This window comes from Halomonas sp. (assembly GCF_052095695.1).
Taxonomy (GTDB): Bacteria; Pseudomonadota; Gammaproteobacteria; order Pseudomonadales; family Halomonadaceae; genus Vreelandella.
The window spans coordinates 1-3,745 of record NZ_JBQDLQ010000071.1 but is presented as its reverse complement, the minus strand read 5'-3'; the positions used below and the strand labels follow the sequence as shown (position 1 = coordinate 3,745).

The following is a 3,745-nucleotide window of genomic DNA, read 5'->3' as shown; positions in this document are numbered from 1 at the left end:
CGCTGAAGCGCTGGTAGACGCCGGATTGGTTGAGGCCGAGTACCGCGACGGCCTCCACGCCCGCGAGGCGCAATCATCAACGTTTCTTGGCAACGCCATTGCGATACCCCACGGTACGCCGGAAAGTCGCCAGTATGTGAAGCAAACGGGCGTCCGCGTTTTGCAATTTCCCCAAGGGGTTGAGTGGCACGACGGTCAGCAGGTACACGTGCTGGTCACGATTGCAGCCCAAAACGATGAACACCTGGATATTCTGCGCCAGCTGACGCACGTGCTCGACAAAGAGGGTGTTGCCGAGCAGTTGGCCAGTGCCACCTCCGCGGCCGATGTCGCGCGCCTGCTTTCCAAACCGGCATTAGAGCCGCGCCTGGACGCCGACACCCTATGCGTCAACTTTCCCGCCCGCGATCCACAAGAGCTCGTTTTAGCCGCGGCCGCCCGCTTGCGCCAAAGCGGCTGTGTCGATAACCGCTTCATTACCGCCGTCGCTACAGCGCAGCCCACTTGGTTAGGCCAAGGGATTTGGCTGGCCAGCAGCGCCCAGGGCGTTAATCAGCCCGCGCTAGCGGTCGCCACGCCAGCGGAGCAGGGCCTGGAGAGCGCAGGCCACCCAGTGCATGCGTTGTTCTGCCTGGCCGCCCAAGGCGACGCCCATCGCCCACTGCTAGAACAACTTATGGCGGTAATAGACAACGGCGAAAGCCAACGCTTAGTAGGCAAAACCAGCGCGCAACTGCTGGCCACCCTGGCGGGCGAAACCACCAGCACTCAGACCCGCCGCGTACGAGTGCTTAACCCCCACGGTCTGCATGCCCGCCCCGCCAAACAGCTGGTGCAAGTTGCTCGTGCCCAGGCTATGCCGATTCAGGCGCGCTTGGAAGAAGGCAGCGCTACCCCAGTGTCCGCCGCCAGCTTGACCAAAGTGATCGGCCTGGGCGCACGGCGCGGCCAGTGGTTGGTACTTTCAGCCGAAGGCGAGCAAGCGAGCGCTGCGCTAGAAGCCGTCGCTGAGGCGGTTGAATCGGGCCTGGGAGAGAAAGTAACGCCCTTTGACGGCGGCTTTGACAGCACCCCGCAAGCGAGCACCGCCCAAGCGGATATCGAGCCCCTCACGGCCGATACGCCCCATGCGGGCGTGGCTGCGTCCCCCGGCTTGGCCATTGCGCCGGTGTTTGTGATTCGTCCGATGCAGTTCGAGTATGCCGAGCATGCCAGCGATCCTGAACACGAAATCAGCCGTTTGAACAGCGCGCTCAAAGAGGGGGCCGCCCAACTGGAGAGCTTGGTACGTAAAGCCCCCGGTGGCGAAGTCGCCGATATTCTCTCCATGCACGAAGAGATGCTCGACGACCCGGAGCTCCATCACGCAGCAGTGGATGCCATTCGTGAAGGCCGCTCAGCGGAGGCAGGCTGGTGGGAAGCGATTGAGACCGCGGCCCACGCACAGGAGATGCTTGCTGACCGCCTACTGGCAGAACGCGCCGCCGATTTGCGCGACGTCGGCCGCCGAGTGCTCGGCGTGCTTTGCGATGTGACGCTTCCCGAACCACCGGATCACCCCTACATTCTGATCATGGACGATATCGGCCCTTCCGATGTGGCCCGTCTGGATACTTCCCGGGTGCGCGGCCTGCTCACCGTTCGCGGCGGCGCCACGGCGCACAGCGCTATTCTGGCCCGCGCACTGGGTATCCCCGCTGTCGTCGGCGCGGGGCAAGCGGTAATGGCGCTCAACAACGCCAGCATGATGATTTTGGACGGCGAACGCGGCCGGGTCACATCGCAGCCTTCTGAAGCGCGCCTGCAACGCGCCGAACAGCAGTTGCTCGATCTCCAGCAGCGCGAAGCCGATGCCTGGGAAACCCGCTTTGAGGTTGCCCAAACCCGCGACGGGCACCGTGTCGAAGTCGCTGCTAATCTGGGCAACACCGCTCACGCCGCCGATGCGGTGGAGCGCGGCGCCGAAGCGGTTGGCCTGCTGCGAACCGAATTCCTATTTATGGCCCACGCCAGCGCCCCGGATTTAGCCACCCAAACTGGCGAGTACCGCCAGGCGATTGACGCCCTCGATGGCCGCCCGCTGGTTGCCCGCACGCTAGATGTGGGTGGCGACAAACCGTTGCCCTACTGGCCGGTGCCCCAGGAAGACAACCCCTTCCTGGGCCTGCGCGGCATTCGCCTGGCGCTGACCCAGCCAGAAGTGCTCGAAACTCAGCTGCGCGCGCTGTTGGTGGCCGGCAAAGACAGCCCTCTGCGAATCATGCTGCCGATGGTCAAAGACATTGCCGAGTTCCGCGCAGTCAAAGTTATCTACGACCGCCTACTCCAAGATATTTCACCGTCAGAACGCGCCACCGATGTACAGCTTGGGGTGATGATTGAAATACCCTCTAGCGCGCTGCTAGCGCCTAGCCTCGCCGCTGAAGTGGACTTCTTCTCAGTGGGTACTAACGACCTAACTCAGTACACTTTGGCCATTGACCGCGGCCACCCGGAGCTTTCGGCCCAGGCCGATGGTTTGCACCCTGCGGTGCTGCGTTTGATTCAGATGACCGTGGCGGCTGCCCACAGCCAAGGCAAATGGGTCGGCGTGTGCGGCGAACTAGCCTCGGATGCCGCGGCTATTCCGGTCTTGGTCGGCCTGGGCGTGGACGAACTGTCAGTCAGTGCGCGACAGATCCCCTTAGTGAAGGCCCGCCTGCGTGAATTTGACCTGGCCGATGCCCAGGCCAGTGCTCAGCTTGCGCTAAGCAAAGCAACCAGTGATGAAGTGCGCGATGCACTGGAGGCGCGCTAATGGCCCGTGTGCTGTGTATTACCTTGAACCCTGCGCTGGATTTAGCGTTTAATCTTGATGCCTTAGTGCTGGGCCGCGTGAATCGCCCCACCAGTGCGCAGCTAGAAGCGGCAGGAAAAGGCGTCAACGTCGCCCGAGTGCTGGCTGGGCTTGGTCATCAGGTAACGGTCAGTGGATTTTTAGGCCACGAAAACGATGCTCCCTTTACCCTCGCTTTTCAGCAGACGGGATTGGTCGATGCCTTCGTGCGTGTTCCCGGCAGCACTCGCATCAATACCAAACTGGCCGAACACAGCGGTCGCGTTACCGACATTAACGGCCCCGGCATGCCGATTGATGCCCAGCATTTGCAAGCGTTGATCGATACTCTGAATGCCGAGCTGGCCAGCGCAACGCCCCCGCAAGCCATCGTTGTGGCAGGCAGCCTGCCCCCTGGGCTCTCTCTTGACGATTTCAGCGAACTGTTAAACCACTTGAACGCCAGCGGCGTACCGCTATGGGCGGATACCAGCGGCCCGGCACTCAACGCCGCGATAGCGACGCATCCTGCCGGTGTTAAACCCAATGAAAATGAACTGGCCGAATGGGCGGGCGAAGACATGACGTCGTCCGATGCGCGCTTAAGTGCTGCCAAGCGCTTGCATGAAAGCGGCATCGCCAATGCGTTAATTTCAGCGGGCGCCGAAGGGGTGCTGTGGGTTAACGCTCAAGGTGTCTGGCACGCCACACCGCCCAAGGTCAGCGCGACCAATACCGTTTGCGCCGGGGACACTTTTGTCGCTGGCATGCTGCATGGCCTGCTTAGCCGCCACGCCCCCGAACAGACCCTTCGCTTCGCCACGGCACTGTCTGCCGAGGCCGTTCGCCATGCCGGCGTGGGCAATCCCCATGCAGCCGATTTCGATTCACTCCAACAACACACCCGGATACGGCGTCTTGATGACACCA

At 62.3% G+C, this 3,745-nt stretch carries 2 protein-coding genes; both read left to right on the top strand.

All coding sequences use genetic code 11. The features are described from left to right. Nucleotides 1-2,797 (top strand): phosphoenolpyruvate--protein phosphotransferase (ptsP, locus tag ACTH5D_RS13425; protein ID WP_441672074.1); only part of this gene is annotated, 2,797 nt, incomplete at its 5' end. After that, on the top strand, nt 2,797-3,745 hold a 949-nt coding region (gene pfkB, locus ACTH5D_RS13420; RefSeq protein WP_441672072.1), incomplete at its 3' end, for a 1-phosphofructokinase. The genes ptsP and pfkB, both read left to right, overlap by 1 nt.